The organism is Qipengyuania sp. ABI-127-1 (assembly GCA_022953095.1).
GTDB lineage: Bacteria > Pseudomonadota > Alphaproteobacteria > Sphingomonadales > Sphingomonadaceae > Qipengyuania.
Genome location: JALJCR010000001.1, coordinates 469,881 through 493,697, shown reverse-complemented (window position 1 = coordinate 493,697; position 23,817 = coordinate 469,881). Strand labels below are relative to the sequence as shown.

Genomic DNA, 23,817 nt, shown 5'->3' with positions numbered 1-23,817 from the left:
ACAAGCCCAAAGGGCTCCCTCCACTCTCATTCTGAGATTGGGGTCAGTCTGGGAGATCAGGCGGCAAGCGCGGGGAGGACCGACGAGGCTCTCGACACCGGGACAAACAGCCGCGTGCGGTAGCGGATGATCTCAGTGAAACAGCCTTTGCCCTTGTACCAGTCGAGCCGGTCAGGCGAGAACCCGGTCAGTTCAAGGCGCTGTTCGCCCCCGACCAGCGAGCGCTTCACGGTGAGAGGATCATGGCTCGCGAGGCCCAGAGGTTTGCCGCTGGCGAGCACGAGGTCGCCGATCTGCTCTGCCGCTGGTCCAACAATCCCGGAAAGACCAAATGTCTCGGCGATCGCAGCGAGATCGATATCGAGCACTTCGCGCCCGATGATCGACTGGCCGTCCTCGGCAACGAACCGAGTGACGCGAACATGATCGCCGGGCAGTCGCTTCCAGACCGGGAGCAGCAGTCCGGTGGCGAGATGGACGCGCTCAGTTACCGGTGAGTTGGCCGCCTCTTCTTCCTCGGCCCGCCAGGCGCTGGTGAACGCAGTGACGCCAATTTCTTCCCAGTGGCTCTCAGCGAGTGCGTCAAGCGTCCAGTTCGCGGACTTGAGCGGGCGCAGCAGGCGCCGACGTTCGATCACTTCCCCGTCGTCGGCAATGAGGCGACGGGCTGGAACCGACAATGCGACCTTGCCCGAGCGCGCATTGCACATCGGGACCGCGTGCGGGCTGCCGATCTCGTGCATCCGCACCAGGCGCTGCAATCGTAGGGGCCGAAGGTGCCTCGTTACTTCGAGCGAGACGAGACGTGTTTCTGCTCCGGTGACAGGGTCGGTGCGCAGGAGTTCATCGGCGAGTACCGTGAAACGATCGACCCTGACGGTCTCAAGACCCTGATCAAGCGTTCCGGCTTCGCGCGCGGCTTCGATCCGCGCCTCGACGAGGCCGAGGTATTCATCGAATATGGCGTTCTGCAGCGCGATCGGCAGAGCGAGAATGCGGTTCAGCCAGCGCTGGATGGTAGGGAGATTGTCGGTCAATCCGCCATCGGGGCTTTCAAGCCGGAGGCCGGTGCGCTCGACGAAGTTGCAAAAGCTCGTGGGCTCGAGCTTGCCGTCATAGAGCATCTGGAACCAGCGGCTGAGCGCGTCGCGCGCGTAGTCGCTTTCGAGATTGTCGGCCGGGTCGAACAGATTCTGACCGCCCGTCTGGCGCTGGCCGCGCGTCAGCGCGCCCAATGCGTCGAGCCTGCGTGCAATGGTCGAGATGAACCGGCGTTCGCCCTTCACGTCGGTGGTAACGGGACGGAACAGCGGGGCCGAGGCTTGGTTGGTGCGGTTGGTACGTCCAAGACCCTGGATCGCGTTGTCGGCGCGCCAGCCCGGCTCGAGCAGGAAATGAACCCGGCGCTGCTGGTTACGGCAGCCCAGGTCGGCATGATAGGATCGCCCCGTGCCGCCCGCGTCCGAGAAGACCAGGATGCGCTTGGTCCCTTCCATAAAGCTTTGCGCTTCGGCGACATTGGCACTCGGGCTTCGCCGTTCGAGGCGCTGCTGCCCATCGCGTCCCAGGACAAGCCTGCGCGTACGGCCCGTGACCTCGGCTACGGCCTCGGTTCCGAAGTGCTCGATGAGCGCATCGAGTGCTGTGGCGATCGGCGGCAGTGCACAGAGCTGCTCGATCAGCGCGTCGCGCGCGGCAATGGCGCGCGGGCAGAATACGGGATTACCCTCCTCGTCGCTCATCGCCTCGGAGCGAAGGTTGCCGTCGTCGTCGGTAAAAACCTGCATCAGGCGAACCGGGAAGCTCTTGGAAAGATAGTCGATGACATATTCGCGCGGGGATAGATCGATATCGAGAGCTTCGCGTTCTTCCACGGTAAGGTCGGCGAGGCGCCGGTCGAGCATGGCCTCGGCGGTCGAGACCAGCTGCACGACAACCGAATGGTTGTCGCCCAGCGCCGCTTCCATCGCGGGGATGAGGCTCGGCAGCTTCATCGAAAGCAGGAGCTGGGCAAAGAAGCGCTGCTTGGTGCCTTCGAAAATCGACAGCGCTGCCGCTTTGGCGTTGCGGTTGAGCGTATCGCCGCTGTCCTCGTCGACCACGCGGGTCGCTTCGAGCGCAGCTTCGAGGTTGCGGTGAATGATTGCCCAGGCCTCGGCATAGGCGTCATAAATTCTCACCTGAGCTTCGGTCAGCTTGTGCTCGAGGATCTCGTACTCAACCCCGGCGAAGGACAGCGCACGGGCAAGGTAGAGCCCCTGAGCCTTTAGGTCACGGGCGACGAGCTCCATCGCCGCAACGCCGCCAGCGCGGATTTCGGTCATGAACGCCTCGTGGGTCGGAAAGGCGGTCTCGGGTCCCCAGAGGCCAAGCCGGGAAGTGTAGCCAAGGTTGGCAATATCCGAGGCGCCTGTAGCAGATGCATAGAGCACCCGGGCCCGCGGAAGATGGTTCTGCAGCCTGAGGCCCGCCATGCCCTGCTCGGAGCCCCTGACCCTTCCGCGGGTTGAAGAGCCCCCGAGCGCATTGACCATAGCGTGGGCTTCGTCGAAGGCGATGACGCCGTCGTAGTCCTCACCAGCCCAGGCAAGGATCTGGTCAAGCCGCGTATCCTCGGCTCGGCCCGAGCGCAGTGTCGGATATGTGACGAAGAGAATGCCTTCGGACATGGGTACGGGGTGGCCGAGTTTCCAGCGCGAGAGCGGCTGGAGGTCGAGCGGTAGCCCGCCTAGCGCTTCCCAGTCGCGGCGTGCATCTTCGAGCAGCGTCTCGTTCTTGGTGATCCACACGTGACGACGCTCGCCTCCCAGCCAGCGGTCCATGATGACTGCTGCGATTTGCCGTCCCTTGCCCGCTCCGGTCCCGTCGCCGAGGAAGAAGCCCTGTCGGTAGGAGTGCCCATCTTCGGACAATTCGAGCGAGGTTCCTTCCTGGCTGACCTTGAACTGACCTGGGAGATCGCGCGCGAATGCCTGTGCAGCGTAGACCAGTGTCTCGCATTGCGCTTCGGACAAGAGGCCATCGGCCTGCCAGTTAGCGGGGAGGCGCGGGCAAATGTCCGGCTGGGGCGCCGCTACCGACCCCATGGCGACCGATTCCACGAGCGGGGTGGGATGGACCGGCGCATCTTCGAACGCGATGCGGCTGGGCCGGTAAGGCAGGTAGATGCCGGTCTGTTCAGGCACCGGCGCGGGTGCTGCCAGGACCGAATAGGCAAGATTGATCGCATTCGCTGTGGCTGCTGGTGTCGCAGCGAACGGCGCCACCGGCCGGACTGGCGCGCGATCAGTTGAATTCTTGCCCACAAGGCGCACTGCCCTGCCGATAGGCAGGTGATGGATCCTGGCGGATGTCTGCGCACGGGGCGGAAGCGCAGTGATAAACTCGTGGAGCGAGATGAGGTCGGCAGTATCTCCGGTGATCGCGGACGAGGACGCGGCCGGAGTCTTGTCGAACACGACCAGGCGAACGGCGATCCCCGTCCCTGTCCGGCGAAACATCTGATGAAGCCGGGCATCAAGGAGCAGCGACGCTTCGTCCTGCGCCTCGACGAAGCTGGAAGCATCGAAACCTTCGGGCATGATGGCGACAATCCTCGCGCCACGGGCAGCGGCCCGGATCGCGCTGCGCAGGTGGCGTTGCGCCGTCTCACCGTCCTTGCCGCGCTCCTGGCTGCGGGCGAATGGCGGGTTCATCAGCACGGCCGACGGAACAGGACCGCGAAGCAGGTCGGCGATCAGTTCCCCGTCGTGCGCGGTGATCGTGGCCGCAGACAAGATGTGGCCCAGGCTGTCTCGTCTTGCCGGATCGATCTCGTTGAGGATCAATGAAGCGTTCTGCACGCTGCCCCAGAGGGCAAGGGCGCCATTGCCTGCGGACGGTTCGAGGAGCGTGTCTTGCGCAGAGACAGCTGTGGCCTTCGCCATCAGCCAAGCCAGCATCGGCGGGGTCGAGAACTGCTGAAGCTCGACCTGTGCTTCGCTGCGAACGTGCCGCGTCGGCAAGGCTGCTTCGAGCCAGTCGAACCGCGCTTCGGCTTCGTGCACGCTTGTCGCCAGATCTATGCGCGAAGACTCGCGAAGCCAGAGCAGCGCGCCGATCTCGACCGCATTGTTGTAATCATCGATGGTCCAGGCGCTTCCCCAGTCCAGGACGCCGGTTTCGTCGGCGAACAGCCCGGAAATGTCGGCGCGGGTAAGATGACGTCCCGAAGCAAGAAGTCCGGCAATCCTGGTCCCAATGGCGTAGGCCAGGGGCGCTGACGGAAGCTGTTCGCCGGCGGGAAACAGGTCTGATTGAAACATGGCAATTCGTCCTCCTGATGAGGGCATCGGGACACGCCGTCTGCCGGATCAGGAATTCGAGAAGCCCTCTCTCCTCTACGGCGCCGCCTTGCGGCGCAGCCATGCTGTAAGTTCATCGTTCCAGTCGGTGTCGCGTGAGGATGGTTTGCGAACGTGGATCGTCCGCCCATCGCGGGCATAAGCGGTCAGGCCACGCGACGCAGCCAGCTCGCCGCCCGCATCATGATCGACGAAGAGGTGAAGCTCGGTTACGCTCTCGGGCACGCTGACGAGGCCGAAGCGCTCATTGCCCAAGGTCGCCCAGGCGGGAATACCGGTAAGAGCGTAGGCCGACATCGCGCTCTCGATACCCTCGGCGAGGCCGAGCTTGCCGGAAACCGGAGCGAAGAGACGGACAGCAGCTTCACCGAGCGCGCCGAGCGCGCGCTTCGGCTTGTCGAAGCCAGCCTTGGCATTGGCCGAGAGGAAAGTGCGATGGATGGCAATCGGCCCCCCGTCGAGGCTGACTGCCGCGATCATGGCTGGCAAAAAGCGGGTGCGTCCCTTCGGACCAAGCGGCGTTCGTGGATGGAAGCGCAGCGCCGACGATGCGGCGAGGATGCCACGGCTTTCAAGATATTCCTTTGCCGGGCTGCCACGCAGTGGCTGCGCATCGCGCCAGATCCTCAGCGCTGCCACCGAGGGTTTGCGCGTTCTGGTCGGCTCGGGACCTTCGGTAGTCGCAGAACCTGAAAAGAGCGAGGCTGCATCGACACCTTCACTCGCCAAAGCAGTCAGCACGCTCTGCTGATCACATCCCGCGAAACAGTGGAAGAGGATGGCCTGTCGGCCGAGCGACACACCGAGTGACGGCGTGCGGTCATCATGCGCAGGGCAGCAGGCCATGCCCTTTGTGCCGGACCATTTGCCCCCTCGCGATTCGCAAATGCGACGGGCAGTCTCGACAAGCGACCGGTTGGGATGAGTTTGGACAGACAGGGACATGCGAGCTCCTCAGCATTCAAAGTGGCCCCCTCGTCAGCGTTTCTCTCCTCTCCCGAAGGCAGGCATTCGCAGCTTTCCTACAGGCTTATGTTCTATTTATGTTCCATTGCGATTCGGATCAATGGAGCACCAATCGAGATGACCTGCCTCAAACGCCTGACCGCGATATCCGTCGCCTGCCTGGGGATGATCGCGACCTCCTCTCAGCAAGTCCGCGCCCAGGATTTCACCTTGTTCGAGCACGCGATCGTTCCACCGAAGACGGACCAGCAGCCGGCAAGGCAATATCTTCCTGCAATCTACCAGGCCGGGCCAGCGGACGTGTCCTACCGGGAGGGCCTGTATATGGCAGCAATAGCCGAGGCTGAGCGCCGGTACGGGCTCCCGACAAACCTGCTTCGCGCTGTCATCTGGGCTGAGTCCCGCTTCAATCCGATGGCTGTGAGTCCAGCCGGTGCTGCCGGGCTCGCTCAGCTTATGCCTGCCACGGCGCGAGAACTGGGCGTCCGGAACCGTCATGATCCTCTTGCATCGATCGACGGTGGCGCCCGGTATCTTCGCGATATGTTGGACCGGTTCGACGCGGTCCACCTAGCCTTGGCTGCTTACAATGCGGGCCCAGGTGCCGTCTCCCGATCACGCGGCATTCCGAAAAATGGTGAAACGCCGCAATATGTCCGGTCTGTGTTGGGACGTTGGCAAGCAATTGGTACATACAATTGACGAAACTGCCTGATTTCCGGCTATTGTCTGAAATCATGCGCCGGAACGAAGACGGACAACGCTAGTGAATGAGACCCCCGGTGAGCCGTTCGACTTTCGCAAGGCGTTGAAGGCACAGAAGCGCCGGAAGCTGAAAAAGGAGATCGCGTTGGGTTTGGGAGCATTCGCGATCGTATTTGCTGGAGGGATGCTGGCACTCAACTGGCCAGTCCATGATGCCAGCCTTGCTAACGACGATCAGCAGCCTCAGGCTTTATTCCAGCAAGCGAGCTCCCCAGAATTCGACCTCTGCGGATCGATCCGGCGCACATGCGTCGTGGATGGAGATACTTTCTGGCTTGATGGCGTGAAGATCCGCATTGCCGACATCGACACTCCCGAGATCAGCGAGCCTCGTTGCGATTATGAATACGAACTCGGCATGCGCGCGACGCATCGCCTTGTCGAATTGCTGAATGGCGGGCCCTTTGAACTGAGGGCCATCGGGAGCAGAGATGAGGATCAGTACGGGCGCAAATTGCGGGTTGTTACGCGCGGTGGCCGCTCGCTTGGCGATCAACTGGTCAGCGAAGGCCTGGCGCGAACCTGGACCGGGAGACGTGAACCATGGTGCTGAACCGCGATCAGGAATTGTGGGCCGTCGCGCTCTGGGTCGAAAAGAACCATGGCGAAGAGGGAACCGCGTATTTCGCGCGGCAAATCCAGCGGCTATCCAACGAAGGGGATGAGGCAGGCATAGCAACTTGGAAGACTGTTGCTGAGCGCTTCGGTCAGCTTAGCTGCCAAAGCTCTACGAACTGAGGCTCGGCTCGATGCGGAATTGGCTTAAAGTCTGGGGCATCAGAATTGAGTTCGCCTTGCTCGCGTCAGTGTCCCTGATAGGGCTGGTCCTGAGCCTTCAGTCCTGCACTGGCTGAGAAGAAATTCGTCCTTCCGATCAACCCTTGGCAAACTTTCCCATGATGACTTTTCCTCCTGTCCGCAGCTCATCGAGGTAGTCGCTCCACCATTGAGCCATTCGCACGCGCTCGTCCCAATGTTTGCCGCGATGGTAGATACCACGCACAACATTGCTGTCGCCATGTGCCAGGGCACGCTCGATTGCATCCGGATTCCAGAGTCCCGACTCGTTCAGGAATGTCGATGCTGTCGCTCGGAGACCGTGCGCGGTGACTTCTTCCTTCGAGTATCCCATCCGACGGAATGCGGCATTGAGCGTGTTTTCACTCATAGGACGCTTGGAGCTGCGCGCAGACGGGAACACGTATCCATCGTGGCCGAGCATCTCGGCCAAGTCTGTGAGGTAGCCTACAACCTGCTTGGAAAGCGGGACGGCATGCGCTCGGCGCGCTTTCATTTTACCGGCAGGGATCTTCCAGACCCCATCGACAAGGTCGATCTCGTGCCATTCGGCGTGCCGGAGTTCACCGGGGCGCACGAACACATGCGGCGCGATTTGCAAAGCGAACTTCGTGACCATGTATCCGGTGTAGTCGTCGATTGCGCGCAGCAGCCCGCCTAGCTCGGTGGGCTCGAGGATTGCTGCATAATGCGTGGCTCTCGGCGTTACGAGAGCGCCCTTCAGCATGCTGGTCGGATCGGATTTGCAACGGGTCGTTGCGACACCGTAGCGAAACACGCGGCCTGCGAACGAGCGGCATTTCTTCGCAGTCTCGTGCTTGCCAGTGGCTTCCAGCCGTTTGAGCGGAGCCAGGACTTCGAATGGCTCGATCTCGTTGATCGGTCGGTTCCCGATGGCAGGTGCAAGCTGGTCGAGAAAATAGTTGGCCTTGACGATCGTGCCTTGGGCGCGGCCATTCTGAACCATAATCTGTTCAATGTACTCACGTGCGACTGCCTCGAACGTCTGGGCAGACAGAAACTCCTCGCGGATCTTCCGCTTCCGCTTCTCAAAGGCCGGGTCGCTCCCAGAGGCAACAGCCTGACGCGCCTCGTAGGTAGCGTCTCGCGCTTGCTTGAGACTGACCTCGGGATAGCTTCCGATTGCAAGCTTCTTCTCGATCTTGCCGATCCGGTACCGGAAGCGCCAGAGCTTGCCTCCAGCAGGCGTGATCTCGATATAGAGGCCGCGCTGGTCAGCGACCTTGTAAGGCTTGTCTTTGGTCTTGAGGGCGCGAAGCCGAGTCTCGGTCAGAGGCATGTGCGGGCCTTTTCCCAATGTGGTTTTCGCAAAGGCCCGCAAAAGGCCCGCAAAAATGTCTGGAACCCCCGAGAACAGGCGGGACGATCCGGAACGATCCAAGGGCCAAATCCCTAGGATTTCTGCGGGTTTTATAGATTATTTGGGAGAACATGAGAAGAACAAATGGTGCCCAGAAGAGGACTCGAACCGCTCTCAGAATGTCGCAAAACTGCGAGAATCTTGACCTTGGTTACTTAAGTGAGGCCCCCGTTGGTGCCCCCAGAATGTATTTTTACCAGAGGATTTGGGTCCCACCCTCGGAAAAACTCAATGATTTCAATAGGCGCCTATTAACGCAAAACGCGTCTGATTTCCAGCAAATTTGCATGGCCGACCAGCTCCAATGCGATGCATTTGACGCGGTGGCGACCAGCTCCGAAAATCGGATGCTAAGTGAAACGATATACATTTTCGCTACAATGCTGTTCGCGACGTTGAGGAGGATTGGCATTTGCTTATCGCACCCGAAGATCCCGGTTCCGAAACCATTCGGGTGCCTGTCCTAAAGGTCTTTGACGGCGATGGCTTCCTGACCCGTATCGACAACCCACGACGGGGAGCAAGCCTTGAAGTGACCATCAGGCTGGGGTTCATCGACGCGCCGGAGATGGAGCAGCCTGGCGGCATCGAAGCGCGTGATTTCCTTCAATCGCTCATTGGCGGAAGGCATGTCGATCTGGCCATTCTGATAAAGATGGACACTGGCGGCATTGTCGATCGCCACAAGCGGATCGTAGCCGTGCCTTACTTGCAGATGGATCAGAGCAATGGTGCCAGCAGTGCGGCTTCCCAGCTCGGACAGTTCATTCGTGGACTGACTGCACCATCTCACCGCAACATCGAATTGGAAATGATCCTCAATGGATGGGCATGGGTACTCGATCGCTATGGACCCGATGAAAGCTACTTCGAGGCGCTTGACGATGCTCAGCGAAATCGACGCGGCATCTGGGCAAATGACGACAACGTTCATCCGTGGGAATTCAAAAAGCAGCGCTACCGGACTCGTCGGGCGAAACCGAAGCCTGCTCCCCAAACGCCTCTCTTCGACGCCCCTGAGGCAGCAATCTCGTGTCCGATGGAAGGCTGCGATGGTCAGTTGGTTGAGAAGAGCGGACGTTTCGGGACTTTCCTTGGATGCTCGAATTTTCCGAGGTGCCGTCACTCACGCAATTTGAATGGATGACTGGAGTGAGCTCTAAGGGATCGCAGCGATGTCCGAGCGCGTCTGCAATCGAGGGGCTTTTATCCCGCAAAACGCGATTTTTGAAAAATGCGGGATAAATCGCGGATTGGCCCTCTGCGTTCTTCCTATGTTCGAACATTCTTGTTTTGCTAACGCATGAAGCGTATATTCTCACCCTGAGATCGATTCCGCAGGTTTAAGATGAGCAACCTAACTGCACAGGTTCTGGCAACGGTGAACGCCCCCTATGGGGCGAACCATTCCGCTCATCAACTCGCTGCGCTCATCGCTGACCCATCGAGTGTGGAAACGTGTGACGCCAGCGTCTTCGCTTTCTTCTCGGAAGTGGCACCAGCGATCCAGAAAGCCTTCATGGCTGAAATGAAGGTCAATGAGGATATGGCGAAAGCTGTCGCTGGCCAGTTTTCCAAGATGGCTGGGTACTCGCTGCCTCTGGCAGCCTGAGAAAGTGATCTCGCCTCGACAGCAGCCGAGCCAATGGCCGCTTCTATTTGATTTGGCATCCGACATCATCGCGCGAACCACCGAAGCCGTTGGCCGCGAGCCAGATTGGTCGTTCGGAGGTGGGACTGCATTGATGCTCCAGATCGATCATCGCGAGAGCCATGACATCGACCTCTTCCTTTCCGATCCCCAATTCCTCCCTTACCTCAATCCCGAGACGCAGGGGTTTGAGCTCGATCGAATGCCAGACACCTACAAAACAGACGGCGCAGGTTCCCTCAAACTGATCTTCGAGGACATTGGTGAAATCGACTTCATTTGCTGTGCCGACATTACGCCAGAGCCATCACAGGTCAGTGAGCTACGGGGGCGAACAATCCGGCAGGAAACTGCGGCAGAGATAGTTGCTAAGAAGGTCTACTATCGCGGTGCATCGATGCAGCCACGCGATATGTTCGATATCGCGGCTACCAACGAAAAGCTGGGCAAAGACTACGTGATCAATGCCCTCCGGGAATGTGGAGTTGATCGATGTACGAATGCCCTTCGAGCTGCGGAAAATATGAAGCCTGAGTTCGCTAGCTCAATCATCAAGCAACTCATGTACCGCGATCATAACGGTCACTTGGTTGACGAAGCGCAGGCGATTACAGTGCAGCTGTTGCGTGCAACGCTAGGCGCCTAGGGCTCCCCTCGCTCAGCCCCAATATCCGCCCACTCAAGAACCAGCTTGTCACCCTTGACACGGGGCAAGGCCTTGCGTGGAATGAGCTTCCCGCGAACCTCGAAGTCAGAGGTGATCTTGACCAGAAAGACCATGCTGAAGTTCCGTCTGAGGTTCAGCGTGACCCGGTCATTGCTCTTGAATGGTGTGATTGTCTTGACCTCGACCAGGTCATTGCCGAGCCGTCCGTCCGATCCTTGAGCGTAGTTGCGGTGCAGCTTTATGCCGTGCGTGATCGCCCCGTAGAGCTCTCCGATATCGCCATACACCTGAAGGTGCTTGCCTGTGTGAAGGTGATAATCTTCAGCCGTGCCGATCAGGTTCTCGAATATCGAGACCAGCGACAGATCGGCATTGGGATATTTTGCCCGCCATTCCTTGTACTGGATTTGCTCGTTGATTTCGTCCCAGCTGATCCATTCGCCATCATCCCAGATGGCATTATCCGACCGAAGTTGCTGCATCCGCAAATCCGCTAACGTGTAAAGATTTTCGCGCCTTCTTTGCATGTCCGCATCAACGTGCAAAGCGAAAGCGCGTTTGCTTGTCATATCGGCTCAAGCTGCGATTCGCGCGAAAACCGGTCTCCCGTTGCACCAGAACCGTCGATTCGGACCTGCATTGGCCGAAAGCGGACACCAGCGGCAAAAATTCTTTCAGTCCCGGATTGTCCATAGCGATCCAACATCGTCCACCCGCCAATGCGGAACGGCATTTGTTCTATTTTTGTTCTTTCCTACATCATTGCGATTCGCATAGCGTTTGTCGCGTCACCGAAGCTTGGTGGCGCTGAGTTGAACATCTGATCGCACGGTCCGCAACGGCAATTTGAAGGACAACCCATCGTCGTGGGGGAACACGGCTTCGGTGACAGAACCTTGAAGCAAAGGAGTCTGTCGTGCCGAATACTGAATTACTCACCTGCCATGAGGTCATGCGCCTCACGGGCATTCGCAGCCGGACAACAATCTGGCGACGCATCCGCCGAGGTGCCTTTCCTCATCCCATCGACATTGGCGGCGGGCGTATCCGCTGGCGTTCCACCGACATCGAGGAGTGGATCGAGGCCCTCCCCCTGCGCAGCTATTGACCCCTCCTGGGCGGGCAATGGCCCGCAGAAAGCATCTCCCCCATGTCCATCCTTTCCCTTATCAACGCGGCCCTGCAGAAGCATGGCTGGCTGATCGGTCGCCTTCCGAGCGATGACGTAGAGCGCGCGGCCCAGCTCGTCGAATTGCTCGTTGAAGACAACGCCGATGGGCGCGCCCGTCGCCACACATTGCATCCCTGGCTCTGGTACGAACGCCCGGTCCGCGAGCGGTTTGAGGGGCAAGACTGTTGCCTCACTGTCGAGGGCCCGATTTACAGGAGCCGAGACGGGACCGGGTATCCGCTTGGCAGCCAGCTTCGCACCGAATTCGGGTGGCTTGACCTCACGCCAGAAGAGACCAACCTGCTCGCAGATGACGTTCGATCAGCGATCGACCTCGCACTGCTTCGCTGGTTCACACGCCCTGATATGGCGGAGCGCCAGTTGCCTTCCCGCCAGTCCCGCGAACGGTATTTCGACGACGATATCGCCCGCAATCTGATCCTGTCTGCGACGCCTCCAACGGCAAGCATGGAGCAAGACGCCCATGCCAGTTGACCGGAGAAAAGCTGGAGATGGAAGGGGCCACGATACTGCGTATCGGACCCGTAATTTTCATACACACCCCACGCACGTGTGCATCAAGGATTTCTGCGGTTTCTGGAGCGCGCGGATAGCGCGCTCCCTGAAACGAAGCGTTCAGACCCTCGCAATTCTGCCATTTCTGGAGCGCGCTTCGAGCGCGCGCGGGAGGTGGTGATGGCGAGCCACATAAAGCGCACCATCCGCCTCAATCCTTCGCAGGCACGGTCGCTGTCCGGCATCGCCGACCGGCGTGGATTGTCGGAGTATGCGATGCTCCTGAAGGTGATCGACGCGGGCTTCCTTTCGGTCCTTCACGGCACCGACAAGGAGACCGATCTAGCCGAACTGGCGAGCGAGATCGGATCGATCTCGGAGCGCCTCGCCGAGGTCGAAAGGGTGCTCGACCGGGCCCTGTTTACTGCATGTGCGGCCTACGCTTACGCGCGCCATGCGGCGCTGGGAACGAAGAAATCCGACGAGACAATAGCAGCCGAAGCGCGCGCCGCATTCGAGCGCCAGCGCTCGCTCGCCTTGGAGATTGAGCCATGAATTCCAACATCGATTTTGTCACCCGCGCGCACGCCTTGTGGCGGGTGCGCATGGCGCACTGGCAGCAGCGTTTTCGCTTCTTTTCCACGATCACTCTTGGTGCAGCAGCGACCGGAGCGATCATCGCCCCACAGTTCTTACTGCATGGCCCCGCGATAACGACAGCAGTGCAGTATGCGTGGGCCAACGTGCTGACCCTGCTCGGTTCCTTAGGGGGCAGCGACATAAAGATAAACATTGCGATGGAAGGCCAACGCTGGACCGTTTCCGCCGCTTGGTTTGCCTCTGAGCCGCTCTTCACCGATACCTTCTGGCAGGTCGTCAAAGTGATCGCTGGCGGTGCAACCACCGGCTTTGCCATAGGCCTGTTCACGGTCTGGGTGCTCCAGCGCACCATGTCGGCTCAGGGCAAAGATACGCTCGCCGACCGGGTCATTGGTGGAACCCGTGTGGTGGATGAAGAGGACGTCGCCGCACAAACCACTTTGCTCTGTGGCAGGGATACATTGCGCATCGGTCCGGTCCCCGTTCCGCGCCGGATCGAGACCCGCCACTTTGCCTTTCTCGGCACTACCGGTAGCGGCAAGACCACTGCACTTCGCCAGATGCTCGACGGTATTGAGAGGCGCGGCGAAGCAGCGCTGGTCTATGACACTAGCGGAGAGTTCATCGCGCACTATTACAACCCCGCGCGCGGCGACATTATCCTTAATCCCTTCGATGCGCGCTGTGCTTTCTGGACGCCCTTCGACGAGATATCGCACCCCGCCGATGCAGACCGAATAGCGCGCCAGCTTGTCTCCGAAACAAGCAGTCAGGATGACGATGTCTGGTTGGAAACCAGCCGCATTCTTGTCGCCAACATGATCCGCTCGCTCTGGGCGGAAAAGAACTGTAGCCTCGAAGCCCTGCTCGAAGCCTTGCAGGTCAAGGACAAGGAGCAGTTGAAGGAGTGGCTGGGGCACACGTCGTCCGCCCGCACTTTTGCCAACGACGCCGACCGCGCCACTGGCAGCGTGCTCTTCATGCTCGCCAAGGCGGCGAACCTGATCCAGTTCCTGAAGGTCGAAGATGAAGGGGAAGAACGCTTTGCCTTCCGAGACTTCATCGCAAAGCTGGACAAGTGCGAGGGTGCAAAGCCGTGGATCTTCGTGCCCCGCAAGGAAGACTACTTCGAAGCATCGAAGCCCCTCATGGCATGCTGGCTCGAATGCGCAGCGAGTGCGGTGCTGGGTCTGTCGCCGTCGCCAGACCGCCGCATCTGGTTCGTGCTCGACGAGCTTGCCGACCTTCCCCGCGTCGAGAACCTTGCCCGACTGCTGCCAGAGGGACGCAAGTTCGGCGCGGCCATCGTGCTCACCTTTCAAGCGCTCGGGCAGATGCGCAATCGCTACGGTGCAAACATCGCCGAGGCCATGCTCGCCTGCTGTAATACCAAGCTGTTCCTGCAAACCGTCGATCAGGAAACCCGCAAATGGGCGAGCGAGACAATCGGCCAGTGCGAGGTAGAATTGCGCGTTGCCACCGACACGCTGTCGATTGGCAGCGAAGTGCCGCGCACGACCATCGCTACCCAGCGACAATTCCGTCCCGCCGTACTTGAAAGCGAATTGCGGCTCTCTCCGCATCAGGGCTATCTGTTGCTCCCCGATGGCCTGCCGGTCGCGCGCATCGGCCTCACCGCCGATCACATCACCCGGCGTGGCGACCCTCGTCAGCCTGCCTACGTGCCAGGCGATCCGGCGGGCACGCTATGGAGCCGGGTCAGCGAGATCGTCAAAGGTGCCGAGCCCGACGCGAAGCCAGGACCCGTCTGATGGTCGCATCGGTCTCGGCGCTGTCGAGTGCCGGTCAAGCCGCGAGCTACTACGAGGCCGACGACTACTATGCCGAAGGCGGCATGGCACCATCCGAATGGTTTGGTGAGGCAGCGGAGAAGCTGGGCCTGTCAGGCGAGGTCGACCGCGAGAAGTTCGCAGAATTGCTCGAAGGCCGTATTGCTGGGCAGCAGCTTGGCACCACCCGTGATGGCAAGGTCGAACACCGGCCAGGCTGGGACATCACACTGTCCGCGCCCAAGTCGGTCTCGATCATGGCCGAGGTTGCCGGAGACAAGCGGCTGATCAAGGCCCATGGCGCAGCGGTGAAACTGGCGCTCGCCCATGTCGAGAAGCACATGGCGGCAACCCGGATCAGGCAGGACGGCGAGGTCCGGCGCGAGACGACCGGCAACCTCGCCATCGCCACCTTCCGCCATGCCACGAGCCGGGCGCAGGACCCGCAGCTGCACACCCACGGCGTGATCATTAACGGAACCCAGGACAAGGATGGCAACTGGCGCAGCCTTGAGCCGCGCGCCTTCTATCAGCTGCAAAAGGAGATCGGCGCGATCTACCGGCAGGAGTTGGCGCACGGCGTTGCCGCACTGGGTTACCGGATAGAGAAGGGCAAAGACTCGCTGTTCGAGATCGCAGGTGTGCCAGAGAAGGCCATTGATGCACTGAGCCAGCGCACCGCAGCAATCGATGCCCGGCTCGCCGAGCGGGGCACGAACCGCGAGCAAGCGAGCGCCGCCGAAAAGCAGATCGCCGCGCTCGATACGCGCGAGGTCAAGACCAATGCGGATCATCGCACCTTGCGCGCCGACTGGCGGGCGACTGCCAATGACAGCGGGTTCGACAAGGCGGCGCGAGACAAGCTGATTGCCGAGGCGAGGGAGCGGGTCAAAAGCAGCGAAGCAACCATTAGTCCCGACTTACTGGCGCGGCAGGCTGTGGCATGGGCCGCTGCCAAATTGTCTGAGCGGCAGGCAGTGTTTTCGGCCAGCACGCTGACGCGCGAGGCAGGAGACTTCGCCTTCGGCAAAGCCGGGCACGGTGCAGTCAGCGCAGCGATCGCCGAGGCCGGAGAGCGCGGCGAGCTTGTCCCACGCACCGTCCTTGACCAGCGCGGGGCGGAGTTTGCGGGGTTCACGACGCCGCAGGCCATCAAGACCGAGCGAACCATGCTGCGCCTGGAGGAAGCCGGGCGCGGCATGGCGCAATCGCTTGCAAGTCAGGTGGCAGCAGCACGAACGATCGAGCGCGCGGCGCGCCAATCGGTGCGCTATGGCTACGTCTGGACCGAAGACCAGAAACGCGCGACCGCAGACCTGCTCACTTCGCGCGACCGCATCGCTGCCGTCCAGGGCTATGCCGGTACGGCCAAGACCACCACCGTGCTTGCAACCTATGCCCGCGAAGCACGGCGTCACGGACTTGCGGTTACCGCGCTTGCGCCAACCGCATCGGCAGCAACTGTGCTGGGCGAGGCGCTCGGCCTGCGTGGCGATACCGTGGCTCGGCATTTGCTTGCGCCCGAGGCAAAAACAGCGGGCAAAGATGCCGTCTGGATTGTCGATGAAGCCTCGATGCTCGCGGCCCACGACATGGCGAAACTCATGACACGTGCTGAGAAGGTCGGAGCCCGGCTCGTGCTGGTTGGCGACGTGAAACAGCTTGGATCGGTAGGTGCGGGGGCTGCATTTGCCCAGTTGCAGCAAGCGGGGATGGCGACCGCGAAGCTGGCCGAAGTGGTCCGGCAGACCAATGCCGGGACCCGTGAAGCCGTCATGGCCTCAATCGATGGCCATGCGGGCAAGGCGCTGGCCGCGCTGGAACGGGGCGGCGGCAAGGTGATCGAAGGTGCAACGCCGGAGGCGCGCCTTGGGGCGATGGCCCGGCGCTATCTGGCCCTTTCGCCAGCAGAGCGCTCGCGAACGCTGGTCATCGAGCCATCGCGTGAAGGTCGCGACAGGCTCACCAGTATGATCCGCACAAAGCTGGCCGAGCGCGGCGAGCTTTCGCAGGAGGCCGTGCGGTTCGATGCGCTTGTGGCGAAGGGCCTGACCCGTGCCGAAGCGCGCGAGGCAGCATGCTATGCCATCGGCGATGTGGTCCGCTTTAGTCGTGACTATGCCGCCAAGGGCGTGCGCCGGGGCGAAAGCTTCGCAATTGCAGCTGTCGATCCCGAGCGCGGGCGCATTGCCCTCGAAGGTCGCGATGGACGGTCGCTGGACTGGCATCCGCGGCAATGGGGTGCAGGCAAAGCCGAAGTGTTCGAGCCGAAGCCGATGGAGCTGCGGACCGGCGACCGCTTGCAGTTCACCCGCAACGACCGCGAAGCGGGAAGGATCAATGGCCTTGGCGGGTCCGTCACCAGCATCGATACTGACCGTGGCCGGGCAACCGTGAAGCTCGCCAAAGGACGTGAGCAGAATCTCGATCTCTCCGATCCTCGCGACGCCCATCTGCGTCACGCCTATGTCCAGACAGCGCACGCCGCACAGGGTCAGACCGCCGAGCGTGTCCTGATCCACGCCGACAGCCGCTCCACCAATCTGGTCGACCAGAAGATGCTCTATGTCGCGCTTTCGCGTGCCAAAGCCGAGGCGGTGGTTGTCACAGACGATAAGGACCGGCTCGTTCGCGCGATCTATGAGCGTGCGGGCGAAAAGCAGATTGCCCTGGCCGCGAGCACTCCGGAAGCCGGAAAGTCACAGGCAATGGGTGCTGGGTTGGGCTGATCGAAAGCACCGGCGACGGCAGGCCATAGCATCCTTCGTCCTGCCGTTGGAATGAACTGCTCTTCTTCTACAGGCCGTGCCGGGCGGGATCAACAGCCTGCCCGATCAGGGCGATCAGGACAAATGGCGTGAAACGGTAAAATCTATCGCCGGATCGCTGCGAGACACGTGGGAAATCGCGGTTGAGGAAGCGGTAAGTCACGTTCTTCGCCGTCTGTCCAACGAGGTAAAAACGCCCGGCCTCGTCAAGCTGACTGCGATCACGATCGCTGACTGTGAGACCATGCGCGATGGTTTTCAGCGGTGTTCTGAGTTGCTGCATAGCACCGCACCTGCGTTGAATCGCCCGCTTCCAAACCCAGATGCCCTTGACAGTGAAATAAACACTCTCGCCAGATGGACCGATGATTTGCGTCAACGTCAAAACGCGGCTCGATTGCCGTAAAGTGACCGACATGAGCGAACCCCTCGTTTAATCTTATCCAACAAATGGAAAGCTACCCTTCCGGGCAACCTGCTCTATCTCGCAAAGCTCGACTGAACCCGCTTTGCGGTTTCATCCCACCCGGGTGACGATCAGGAGCAGTTCGAAGCAGAGCGGGAATTCCTGGTGGACGCGCTCTGTCCCACGCATTCTGCGCTCCTGAGGGCGCGGCATTCCTGAGCTAACCCGCAGGCACTCTTGCCTCTTTCATTGCCGGAGGCCCGCTGGCGCACTGATCGCGTGCGCAGGACCTCCGTCGGCTTCGCGCCGTTGCAAGGGTGCCGATGTTCTCTGGATCGCCGGGCGATCCCTGGCGGGAACACCAAAGGCTTTGCCCTCTCGTTCCCGAAACCGGAAATAGACGCCCCCGTGTGGCGGGCTGTGCCCGCTGGCCCGCGCCAGGGCATCGATTCCGGTTTTCCCTCCCCCTCCCATCCTCGCCGGAAGGCAGGCCGCATGCCGCGTGTCGGATGCGGCTTTCAGCCGAAGGAGGGCAGAAAATGGGTGACCTGATCTTGAACTACCGCGCATGCGGAGCCGAGTGCCGCGAGGACTGGTTGCGAATGCTGGCCAATGAGAACGGTCTGCCGTTCGGAACCGTGCAGCGCTTGGCCGAGGAACTGGGCGAGCGTGAGGATTTTGGCGAGCTGGTCGAACTCTGCGAACTTGGCGGGAGGGCGGTGCAATGAGTACTGGCGCCCTTTCCCGCAGCGAGCGCATTGCGCGGCTTAATGACCGGGCGCGGCAGGCGATGGGCGTTGCATGCGTTGCTGTGGCAACCGAAGGCTTTCGAGCCTTGTCAGAGGCAGATCAGTCGCGGGTGCGCGAGCTGATCGAAACCTTCGACGCCTTCACGCCGGACAACGATCCTTACGGTGAGCGCGATTTCGGAGCGATCTATCAGGATGGCGAAGATCGCTGGACGACCACGCGACCTGCGCGGCCTGCCGAAACCGTGTTCTGGAAGATCGATGCCTACGACCGCGATTTGCATTTTGGCAGCGATGACCCGGCCAATCCTGCGGTGACCCGGCGGGTGCTCACCATCATGCTCGCCAGTGAATATTGAGGGGCGGCAGTCCGCGCGCCGCCTGACAGGTCAGGCGGCGCGTTGATCGACGAAGCAATGTTCGTTGTGCCAATCGAGAAAGGCTGGCTCGGGATCGAACCGGATTGCTGAGCGCAGAGTCGCGTCCTCGAATTGCTGGAAAAAGTCGCGCGTCTCGCGGCTCTGGCTTTCGCGCAATTGCCGCGAGACGCGAATGCGCCGTTGGCGATCGACCGTGATCAGCCCCCGATCAAAGGCGCGGTCGAGTGTCGCTGAAAGCAGCAAGCCATTGGCGGGGTTGTGCCGGTTGTCGCTGTCCTTGCCCCATGGCTTGATGTGGCTTGCGGTCAGAAGGCGGGGATCGGCGATGCCGGTGATGCAGCAGGTCTCTTCGTAATTGGCGAGCACCGCGCGGCGGAAGAAGTCTTGGCCGACACGCTGGTTCACAAGCGCCTGTGTGGTGGACTCGCCTTGATAGGTCTCGAACCGGAATTCACTGCGCTTCTCATTGAGGCGCGATGGTGCGGGCGATGGGTCGAATTGCCCGATCTGTGCAGCCCATAGGTCTTCGGCCCGCGAGACGAGACCTGTCCAATCTTGGCCGAACTCCGCATAGGCCGCGCGATCCAGCTTGGATGCGCCGTCCAGGCCCTTGCGTCCGCTGTCGGTGATCTTTGGATCAAGGCTGGCGAAGTTGCACAGCTTCATCGCGACCGAGCTATTCGTGCGCCCGAGCGCTGCGGCAAGCTCCTGGATTTCCGGATTGCCCGAGTGCAGCTTTCCGAACGGCAGCTGGAAGTAGAGATACAGCGCAAGCACCGTCTCCTCTTCGCTCCAGCGTTTCCGGGAACTGCCCTCGATTGCCATTGCGAAGGTTTGGGCGAGAGTGATCGCAGGCGCAAGTGTGGCGGTTTGCCATGTGTTTGCATGCCTTTCGATCAGGCGGGCTCGTTCTTAAGCACCCAATTGGCCGCACGCGGTCAGCCTTCAATGCCCGGCCCGCGCCGGTTTCCCCGGCCTTCGCTGGGGTCACCCGTGTTGGACATGAATCCTGCCCTTGGCCGTGCGGCCTTCCTGTTTGGTGCAACGAGCCACCAGACACGAAAGGAAATCATCATGGCACGCAGCAATACCGCACCCTCGCAGGAGACCAATCCGCCGGACTTCCTAGCCTGGCATGTCGCCAACAAGGGCGACAAGGGCTTTTGGACCCGCATCGGAGCCGCGTGGTTTCACCGCGACCGTAAAGGGCTTTCGCTGCAGCTTGAAGTGGTGCCGATCAATGGCCGGATCGTCCTGCGCACGCCGCTGGACGACGAGAAGAAGGAACCGGGCGCTTAGCGCCCGGCCTTCGGGCGGATCGACTAGGACGGACAGATAGAAGACCGTCGATTGTCGTAGTTTTCTGGCGATGTTGCGGACATCGTCGCCATAAAGATCGCTTCGAGCACCTAGCGCCAAGTTTGCAGGATTGTTATATTCGTCGTGGAGGTAATGGCGATGGCGAAGCAAGGTCAGCACGTAGTTCGAAGTTCAACTGGTGGTTGGGCGGTGAAGAAGGCTGGCTCATCCAGAGCGAGCAGCGTGCACGACACCCAAGCCGAGGCGATCAAGGCTGCAACAAGGATCGCTCAGAATCAGAAGACGGAACTTTACATCCAGTGACGTGACCCCCAGCTTTCCCCCAGCTGGGATTAGAGCCGGGCGGTTGTTTTGCGCATAAGCGCGATTGAAGCAATGGGCTGCGTAGTGGAGCCCGTAGGGCGTAGCGAAGCAGGCCATTGCTTATCCAGTTCGGCGGCGAACGCCGCCGGTGTTGCGTAGCCAAGCGATGAGTGCGGTCGCTCCCGGTTGTAATCATCCACCCAGGCGGCGATCTCGACACGGGCATGGGCCATGCTCATGAACAGCGTCTCGTTGAGCAGTTCGTCCCGCATGCGACCGTTGAAGCTCTCGACATAGCCATTCTGCATCGGCCTTCCGGGCGCGATATAATGCCACTCGACGCCGATCTCGCCGCACCATGCCAGCACGGCGTTGCTGGTGAGCTCGGTTCCGTAGCACATTGGAAAGCTGCCTATCGAAGGCAGTGCTCGCCTTGATGGAGACAAGGGCGCGTAGCGCCCGCAGGCTTCATCAAGGCGGTCATGACCGGTCATCAGGTCTCTAAAGTGAAGTTGTCGACTCAACACTTTGGAGACAGACCGACCATGACCAAGCTCAGTTCTACACCCGCCGATGCCGTGCTGGTAGCCATCGATATGTCCAAGCACCGCCAGGAGGTACTCATCGAACGCCCGGAGGGCGGGCGGCGACGGCGTATGACAGTGATGGCGACGAAGACCGATTACGACCGCCTTGCGTCCGATCTGGCTGATATTGGCAGACCGATTGTCGTCGGCTTCGAGGCGACCGGTAACTATCACCGCACCTTGGCGCACCGCTTGCTCACAGCAGGATTCGAGCTGCGCCTGATCTCCTCCGTGGCCCTGGCCCGGACCCGAGAGGCTCTACATAATGGCTGGGACAAGAACGACTCCAAGGACGCGCAGGTGATCCTGCATATGCTGCGGATTGGCGCCACCCAGCGGTACGTCGATCCGCTTGCCGCCGGGATTAACGATCTGCAGGAGATGTCGAAGACACACGAGGCCATCTCCAAGGCCAAGACCCAGACCTGGCACCGGATCCTGACCCATTACCTGCCGCTCTACTTCCCAGAGATCGAGCGCTTCGCCGGCAACAGCAGGTCTGATTGGTTTCTTGCCTTGCTCGAGCGGTTTCCGACGCCCGCGAGCATGACAGCGCTTGGCCAGGAAGCATTCACGAGCGAGGCGTGGTCACTGGTCGGCCGCAAGGTCTCCAAGGCTCGATTAATCAACGATATTTACGAGACCGCCTGCGCATCGGTCGCACTGCCGGTCGACGAGGATTCCGTGGCGATTGTCATGTTTCGCATGGTCATCGCGCAAGCGCGCAGTCTGATCCGCCAACGCGACGAGATCGAGCGAACCGCCCATGCCATGCTCAGCGAGAACCGTGACTACCAGCTGCTTCGTATGATCCCTGGCATCGGTCCCATCAACGCGCTGACCATCCTCGCCGAGGCCGGGGACCTTCGACGGTTTGCCCACCATCGCCAGTTCCTCAAGTTCTGCGGGCTCGATCTGGCCACCTGCCAGTCCGGCACATTCCGCGGTCGGACCAAGCTTTCCAAGTATGGCAATGCTCGGTTGCGCCGCACTTTCTGGATGGCCGCACAAGTTGCCGCTCGCCAACGCGACAACAGCTTTCGCGATAAGCTGGGTCGATACATGGAAGGACACGCCAGCGACCCTGATCGCCGCCGCAAGGCAATGACTGCACTCACCGCCAAGATGGCGCGCGTCGCGCACGCCGTCATCAAGACGGGAACCGAGTACCGCCCGTTCCTTGAACGGGCGGACACCAGATGGAAGGACCCCTCTCTGCTGTGCCGTGAGGGCGCAACTGCGACCCTGTAGATAATGTTCGGGCCTTCCATCTGGCATCCGCATCTCATTTTAAGGACGGTTAGGACCACGACCGATGCGGCCGCTGGATCCTGTGTTTGCTATGGCCGAGAGCGCATTCCTTGACGATGGAAGCCATCTGGATCAAAAAGAAATTAGCGCCGATCATGATCGGCGCAACGAGACCTGCTGGCCTTTTCCCACAGCTGCTTCCCGACCTAGGACGTTGTCGCTGACGATCATGCCGGGCTTGCCACGCTGGGCGATCAGCTCGGTCAGCTCTCGAACGACACGGCGACCAGAGATCGACGTGTCCGGCACCGCTGCCAGACACTCCCTTGTCACGTCATCGACCACGTTGAGCACCCGGAACCTCCTGCCCGACGCCATCTGGTCGTGCACGAAGTCCAGGCTCCAGCGCTGGTTCGGTAAGGCGAGCACCGGAGCAGGTGCCCTCGTGCCGACTGCGCGCCTGCGACTGCGTCGACGCCTCACCGCCAAGCCTTCCTCCTTGTAGAGCCTCTGGGTCTTCTTCCGGTTGATCATGATCCCCTCCCGGCGCAGCAGGATGTGCAGACGGCGATAGCCGAACCGCCGTCGCTGGTTGGCCAGCTCGCGCAGCTTCTCACGCAGATCGGCGTCATCGCCCCGGGTGGAACGGTAACGCACGCTCTTGCGACCGGCATCGATGACACGGCACGCCCGCCGCTCGCTCATCCCGTGGCATGCCTGAAGATGAGCGACAGCTTCCCGCTGCGCGGCGGGCGTCAGAACTTTTTTGCCAGAAGATCCTTCAACGCCGCTTTGTCCAGCATCGTGTCGGCCAGCAGGCGCTTGAGCTTGGCGTTCTCGCTCTCGAGCTCCTTGAGCCGCCGGGCATCAGACACCTCCAGCCCACCATACTTCGACTTCCAGTTGTAGATCGTCGCTTCCGAAACCCCGTGTCGCCGGGCCAGGTCGGCGGTCTTCGCTCCCGCCTCCGCCTCCTTGAGCACGCCGATGATCTGCTCTTCTGAAAACCTCGTTCTCTTCATCTCGTCCGTCCTTCTGTCAGGGCCGGACTCTAATCCAACTTGGAGGAAAATCAGGGGGTCACGTCAATCTGCTCTGCTACCTGAAAATTGGTCCATTTCTGGATAGAGTTTTCGGCGATGGACTTCGCATCCTTGCCTAACCCAAGACTTTCGATTGCCCTTTAGGGCATCGTAATTCCAGGACTCATGAACGACGTAATGTTGCATTATAGGCGATTCATCCTTTCCCTGGCGACGACTGGAGTTGGCGCGCGGTGAACGAAAGCATGCGCGCTGCTATTTCTCGCTCACCCATCACGATGTCCGGAACGCCAAGCCGCTGCAGATGCTCGACTGTCCGTCGTCAAAACATTTGGCACAACTCGCGGCGTAGGATTGCGGAG

21 protein-coding genes and 3 pseudogenes are annotated in these 23,817 nt (G+C 60.8%); 16 read left to right on the top strand and 8 right to left on the bottom strand.

Features of this window, described 5'->3' with window-relative positions; genetic code table 11:
- Positions 1-56: 56 nt before the first annotated feature.
- Positions 57-4,304: a strawberry notch-like NTP hydrolase domain-containing protein gene (locus tag MUY37_RS02365; RefSeq protein ID WP_499193847.1), complete on the bottom strand. Its 4,248-nt coding sequence runs from the start codon at positions 4,302-4,304 to the stop codon at positions 57-59.
- 75 nt (positions 4,305-4,379) lie between these two features.
- A complete protein-coding gene (locus MUY37_RS02360; protein WP_499193846.1) occupies positions 4,380-5,288 on the bottom strand; it encodes a DUF7146 domain-containing protein in 909 nt (302 codons plus the stop codon).
- 138 nt (positions 5,289-5,426) lie between these two features.
- Between MUY37_RS02360 and MUY37_RS02355 the strand changes: the two genes are divergently transcribed.
- From MUY37_RS02355 to MUY37_RS02345, 3 genes are all read left to right on the top strand, one after another.
- On the top strand, positions 5,427-6,011 hold the full coding sequence (locus MUY37_RS02355) for a lytic transglycosylase domain-containing protein (protein WP_499193845.1): 585 nt from the start codon (positions 5,427-5,429) through the stop codon (positions 6,009-6,011).
- Between the two features lie 64 nt (positions 6,012-6,075).
- A complete protein-coding gene (locus MUY37_RS02350) occupies positions 6,076-6,627 on the top strand; it encodes a thermonuclease family protein (RefSeq protein ID WP_499193844.1) in 552 nt (183 codons plus the stop codon).
- Positions 6,618-6,812, top strand: a complete 195-nt coding sequence (locus tag MUY37_RS02345) for a DUF6961 family protein (RefSeq protein ID WP_499193843.1) — start codon at positions 6,618-6,620, stop codon at positions 6,810-6,812. Before MUY37_RS02350 ends, MUY37_RS02345 begins: the two co-directional genes overlap by 10 nt.
- 136 nt (positions 6,813-6,948) lie before the next feature.
- On the opposite strand, the gene MUY37_RS02340 is transcribed toward MUY37_RS02345, so the two are convergent.
- Entirely contained in the window at positions 6,949-8,172 is a 1,224-nt protein-coding gene (locus tag MUY37_RS02340; protein WP_499195103.1) for a tyrosine-type recombinase/integrase, read from the bottom strand.
- A gap of 493 nt (positions 8,173-8,665) precedes the next feature.
- Here MUY37_RS02340 and MUY37_RS02335 point away from each other — a divergent pair, with 493 nt between their 5' ends.
- From MUY37_RS02335 to MUY37_RS02325, 3 genes are all read left to right on the top strand, one after another.
- Positions 8,666-9,400, top strand: a complete 735-nt coding sequence (locus tag MUY37_RS02335; RefSeq protein ID WP_157668101.1) for a topoisomerase DNA-binding C4 zinc finger domain-containing protein — start codon at positions 8,666-8,668, stop codon at positions 9,398-9,400.
- Positions 9,401-9,601: 201 nt separating this feature from the next.
- On the top strand, positions 9,602-9,865 hold the full coding sequence (locus MUY37_RS02330; protein ID WP_066842364.1) for a hypothetical protein: 264 nt from the start codon (positions 9,602-9,604) through the stop codon (positions 9,863-9,865).
- Positions 9,866-9,869: 4 nt separating this feature from the next.
- Positions 9,870-10,550 carry a nucleotidyl transferase AbiEii/AbiGii toxin family protein gene (locus tag MUY37_RS02325; RefSeq protein ID WP_499193842.1) on the top strand — a complete coding sequence of 227 codons (681 nt, stop codon included), beginning with the start codon at positions 9,870-9,872 and terminating at the stop codon, positions 10,548-10,550.
- Here the strand turns inward: MUY37_RS02325 and MUY37_RS02320 are convergent.
- On the bottom strand, positions 10,547-11,140 hold the full coding sequence (locus tag MUY37_RS02320) for a hypothetical protein (RefSeq protein WP_237392257.1): 594 nt from the start codon (positions 11,138-11,140) through the stop codon (positions 10,547-10,549). The two genes, MUY37_RS02325 and MUY37_RS02320, sit on opposite strands and share 4 nt — an antisense overlap.
- A 347-nt stretch (positions 11,141-11,487) precedes the next feature.
- Here MUY37_RS02320 and MUY37_RS02315 point away from each other — a divergent pair, with 347 nt between their 5' ends.
- The 5 genes from MUY37_RS02315 to mobF all read left to right on the top strand — a co-directional run bounded on the left by MUY37_RS02315 (position 11,488) and on the right by mobF (position 17,377).
- A complete protein-coding gene (locus MUY37_RS02315; protein ID WP_087910441.1) occupies positions 11,488-11,679 on the top strand; it encodes a helix-turn-helix transcriptional regulator in 192 nt (63 codons plus the stop codon).
- Between the two features lie 42 nt (positions 11,680-11,721).
- Positions 11,722-12,237, top strand: coding sequence for a hypothetical protein (locus tag MUY37_RS02310; protein WP_066842359.1), 516 nt, complete (start codon positions 11,722-11,724; stop codon positions 12,235-12,237).
- A 201-nt stretch (positions 12,238-12,438) separates the two neighbouring features.
- Positions 12,439-12,813 carry a hypothetical protein gene (locus tag MUY37_RS02305; protein ID WP_066842357.1) on the top strand — a complete coding sequence of 125 codons (375 nt, stop codon included), beginning with the start codon at positions 12,439-12,441 and terminating at the stop codon, positions 12,811-12,813.
- On the top strand, positions 12,810-14,630 hold the full coding sequence (locus MUY37_RS02300) for a type IV secretion system DNA-binding domain-containing protein (protein ID WP_066842355.1): 1,821 nt from the start codon (positions 12,810-12,812) through the stop codon (positions 14,628-14,630). The genes MUY37_RS02305 and MUY37_RS02300 overlap by 4 nt, the downstream gene beginning before the upstream one ends.
- A complete protein-coding gene (gene mobF / locus MUY37_RS02295; RefSeq protein WP_066842353.1) occupies positions 14,630-17,377 on the top strand; it encodes a MobF family relaxase in 2,748 nt (915 codons plus the stop codon). Before MUY37_RS02300 ends, mobF begins: the two co-directional genes overlap by 1 nt.
- A gap of 67 nt (positions 17,378-17,444) precedes the next feature.
- Here the strand turns inward: mobF and MUY37_RS02290 are convergent, their stop codons facing one another.
- Positions 17,445-17,699 carry a hypothetical protein gene (locus MUY37_RS02290; protein WP_499193841.1) on the bottom strand — a complete coding sequence of 85 codons (255 nt, stop codon included), beginning with the start codon at positions 17,697-17,699 and terminating at the stop codon, positions 17,445-17,447.
- 662 nt (positions 17,700-18,361) lie between these two features.
- Between MUY37_RS02290 and MUY37_RS02285 the strand changes: the two genes are divergently transcribed.
- Entirely contained in the window at positions 18,362-18,550 is a 189-nt protein-coding gene (locus MUY37_RS02285; protein WP_066842348.1) for a hypothetical protein, read from the top strand.
- Positions 18,547-18,930 carry a DUF3768 domain-containing protein gene (locus MUY37_RS02280; protein ID WP_066842346.1) on the top strand — a complete coding sequence of 128 codons (384 nt, stop codon included), beginning with the start codon at positions 18,547-18,549 and terminating at the stop codon, positions 18,928-18,930. Before MUY37_RS02285 ends, MUY37_RS02280 begins: the two co-directional genes overlap by 4 nt.
- Positions 18,931-18,960: 30 nt before the next feature.
- Here the strand turns inward: MUY37_RS02280 and MUY37_RS02275 are convergent, their stop codons facing one another.
- On the bottom strand, positions 18,961-19,776 hold the full coding sequence (locus MUY37_RS02275; protein ID WP_066842344.1) for an HNH endonuclease: 816 nt from the start codon (positions 19,774-19,776) through the stop codon (positions 18,961-18,963).
- Positions 19,777-20,025: 249 nt separating this feature from the next.
- Between MUY37_RS02275 and MUY37_RS02270 the strand changes: the two genes are divergently transcribed.
- Both MUY37_RS02270 and MUY37_RS02265 read left to right on the top strand, forming a co-directional pair.
- Entirely contained in the window at positions 20,026-20,250 is a 225-nt protein-coding gene (locus tag MUY37_RS02270; RefSeq protein WP_054525419.1) for a hypothetical protein, read from the top strand.
- Between the two features lie 153 nt (positions 20,251-20,403).
- Complete coding sequence (locus tag MUY37_RS02265) at positions 20,404-20,574, top strand: DUF2188 domain-containing protein (protein ID WP_083987518.1); 171 nt, start codon at positions 20,404-20,406, stop codon at positions 20,572-20,574.
- 29 nt (positions 20,575-20,603) lie between these two features.
- On the opposite strand, the pseudogene MUY37_RS02260 reads toward MUY37_RS02265, so the two are convergent.
- Positions 20,604-20,966, bottom strand: a pseudogene (locus tag MUY37_RS02260) (integrase core domain-containing protein); the annotation flags it as partial.
- A gap of 153 nt (positions 20,967-21,119) precedes the next feature.
- Between MUY37_RS02260 and MUY37_RS02255 the strand changes: the two are divergent.
- A pseudogene (locus MUY37_RS02255) lies at positions 21,120-22,416 on the top strand (IS110 family RNA-guided transposase).
- A 209-nt stretch (positions 22,417-22,625) separates the two neighbouring features.
- Here MUY37_RS02255 and MUY37_RS02250 read toward each other — a convergent pair.
- A pseudogene (locus tag MUY37_RS02250) lies at positions 22,626-23,434 on the bottom strand (IS3-like element ISEli1 family transposase); the annotation flags it as partial.
- Positions 23,435-23,817: the final 383 nt, after the last annotated feature.